The sequence below is a fragment of the Lactobacillus rizhaonensis genome, assembly GCF_036246345.1.
GTDB lineage: Bacteria > Bacillota > Bacilli > Lactobacillales > Lactobacillaceae > Lactobacillus > Lactobacillus rizhaonensis.
Map to the genome: position 1 here is coordinate 2,213 of NZ_BTTV01000011.1, position 3,205 is coordinate 5,417.

The 3,205-nt window shown below is 50.7% G+C and carries 2 rRNA genes; both read left to right on the top strand.

Annotated features, from left to right (window positions below):
- Positions 1-105: 105 nt before the first annotated feature.
- A 23S ribosomal RNA gene (locus AAA915_RS09185) occupies positions 106-3,015 on the top strand.
- A 73-nt stretch (positions 3,016-3,088) separates the two neighbouring features.
- Positions 3,089-3,205 (top strand): 5S ribosomal RNA (gene rrf, locus AAA915_RS09190).

Consider the following 3,205-nt stretch of genomic DNA (forward strand, 5'->3'; position numbering starts at 1 on the left):
CCAACGAGTTAGTACATTGAAAACTGAATATAATCCAAGAAAAACCGAGAAACAATCAAAAGAGAACAGATTGCTAAAGAGCGACCGAGAGAGTATCTTGAGTAAGGTCAAGTAAAGAAGGGCGCACGGTGAATGCCTAGGCACAATGAGGCGAAGAAGGACGTGACGAACCACGAAAGGCTTCGGGGAGCAGTAAGTACGCAAAGATCCGGAGATATCCGAATGGGGGAACCCAATGCATGCAGATGCATTACCAGGTGGTGAATAAATAGCCACTTGGGGCAAGACGCAGTGAACTGAAACATCTAAGTAGCTGCAGGAAGAGAAAGAAAAATCGATTTCCCTAGTAGCGGCGAGCGAAACGGAAAGAGCCCAAACCAGATGATTTATCATTTGGGGTTGTAGGACTGCAAGAAGGCAGCGCAAAGGATAGCAGAATTACCTGGGAAGGTAAGCCAGAGAGGGTGAGAGCCCCGTAAGCGAAATCCAGAGCGCGCCGAGCAGGATCCTGAGTAGGTCGGGACACGAGGAATCCCGATTGAAGCAGCGAGGACCATCTCGCAAGGCTAAATACTACATTGTGACCGATAGTGAACCAGTACCGTGAGGGAAAGGTGAAAAGAACCCCGGGAGGGGAGTGAAAGAGAACCTGAAACCGTGTGCCTACAAATAGTCAAAGCCCATTAAGGGGTAATGGCGTGCCTTTTGTAGAATGAACCGGCGAGTTACGTTAATTAGCGAGGTTAAGTCAGAAAAGACGGAGCCGGAGCGAAAGCGAGTCTGAAGAGGGCGAAGTAGTTAGTTGATGTAGACCCGAAACCAAGTGACCTACCCATGACCAGGTTGAAGGTGCGGTAAAGCGCACTGGAGGACCGAACCCACGTAAGTTAAAAATTGCGGGGATGAGTTGTGGGTAGCGGTGAAATTCCAAACGAACTTGGAGATAGCTGGTTCTCTCCGAAATAGCTTTAGGGCTAGCCTGGTGCTAGAAGTGATCATGGAGGTAGAGCTCTGTTTGGACGAAGGGCCCGTCAGGGGTTACTGAATTCAGATAAACTGCGAATTCCAGAGATCAAGGCACTGGAGTCAGACTGCGAGTGATAAGATCCGTAGTCGAAAGGGAAACAGCCCAGATCACCAGTTAAGGTCCCCAAATCTATGCTAAGTGGAAAAGGATGTGGAGTTGCGTAGACAACTAGGATGTTGGCTCAGAAGCAGCCATCATTAAAAGAGTGCGTAATAGCTCACTAGTCGAGTGACGCTGCGCCGAAAATTTACCGGGGCTAAGCATAGTACCGAAACTGTGGATGTGCAGTAATGCACGTGGTAGGAGAGCGTTCTAAATGCGGCGAAGTTTAACTGCGAAGATAAATGGAGCGTTTAGAAGTGAGAATGCCGGTATGAGTAGCGCAAGATAGGTGAGAATCCTATCCGCCGAAAGACTAAGGTTTCCTGGGGCAGGCTCGTCCGCCCAGGGTAAGTCGGGACCTAAGGCAAGGCCGAAAGGCGTAGTCGATGGAGAACAGGTAGAGATTCCTGTACTGCTTATCTTCGTTAATAGCGAAGGAGGGACGCAGGAGGCAAAGAACGCATGGCGCTGGAAGCCATGTTTAAGCGTCAAGTGTGGTAATGAGTCAAATGCTTGTTACTGGTAAGCACAAGGCGTGATGAGGAGCGAAATTATAGTAGCGAAGGTTCAAGCGTCACACTGCCAAGAAAAGCTTCTAGTGAGAAGATAGGTACCCGTACCGCAAACCGACACAGGTAGTCGAGTGGAGAACACTCAGGTGAGCGAGAGAACTCTCGTTAAGGAACTCGGCAAAATCGCCCCGTAACTTCGGGAGAAGGGGTGCTGGTGTAAAAGCCAGCCGCAGTGAATAGGCCCAAACAACTGTTTATCAAAAACACAGGTCTCTGCCAAGTCGTAAGACGACGTATAGGGGCTGACACCTGCCCGGTGCTGGAAGGTTAAGGAGAGCTGTAAGCGCAAGCGAAGCAGCGAACTGAAGCCCCAGTAAACGGCGGCCGTAACTATAACGGTCCTAAGGTAGCGAAATTCCTTGTCGGGTAAGTTCCGACCTGCACGAAAGGTGTAATGATTTGGGCACTGTCTCAACGAGAGACTCGGTGAAATTATAATACCCGTGAAGATGCGGGTTACCCGCGACAGGACGGAAAGACCCCATGGAGCTTTACTGCAATTTGATATTGGGCAGCTGTTAAACATGTACAGGATAGGTAGGAGCCGGAGAAGATAGCACGCCAGTGTTATCAGAGGCAATGTTGGGATACTACCCTTGTTTGATGGCTGCTCTAACCAGGGCCTCTAAGCGAGGCATGGGACAGTGTCAGACGGGCAGTTTGACTGGGGCGGTCGCCTCCTAAAGTGTAACGGAGGCGCCCAAAGGTTCCCTCAGAATGGTTGGAAATCATTCACAGAGTGCAAAGGTATAAGGGAGCTTGACTGCGAGAGCGACAACTCGAGCAGGGACGAAAGTCGGGCTTAGTGATCTGGTGGTACCGCATGGAAGGGCCATCACTCAACGGATAAAAGCTACCCTGGGGATAACAGGCTTATCTCCCCCAAGAGTTCACATCGACGGGGAGGTTTGGCACCTCGATGTCGGCTCGTCGCATCCTGGGGCTGAAGTCGGTCCCAAGGGTTGGGCTGTTCGCCCATTAAAGCGGCACGCGAGCTGGGTTCAGAACGTCGTGAGACAGTTCGGTCCCTATCCGTCGTGGGCGTAGGAAATTTGCGAGGAGCTGTCCTTAGTACGAGAGGACCGGGATGGACATACCGCTGGTGTACCAGTTGTCTTGCCAAAGGCATCGCTGGGTAGCTAAGTATGGCCGGGATAAGCGCTGAAAGCATCTAAGTGCGAAGCCCCCCTCAAGATGAGATTTCCCATACGAAAGTAGTAAGACACCTCAAAGACTAAGAGGTAGATAGGCTGGGAGTGGAAGAGCCGTGAGGCTTGGAGCGGACCAGTACTAATCAGTCGAGGACTTGACCAAAGCGCCAAGGCAATCAAAGGTTTTTTAAAAGGATTATATTTAGTTTTGAGTGTAAAAGCTCACAAGGAAAAAGTACGGTGGCAAGAGCAAGAAGGAAACACCTGTAACCATGCCGAACACAGTAGTTAAGCTTCTTCACGCCGAGAGTAGTTGGTGGGAGACTGCCTGCGAGGGTAGGACGCTGCCGTGC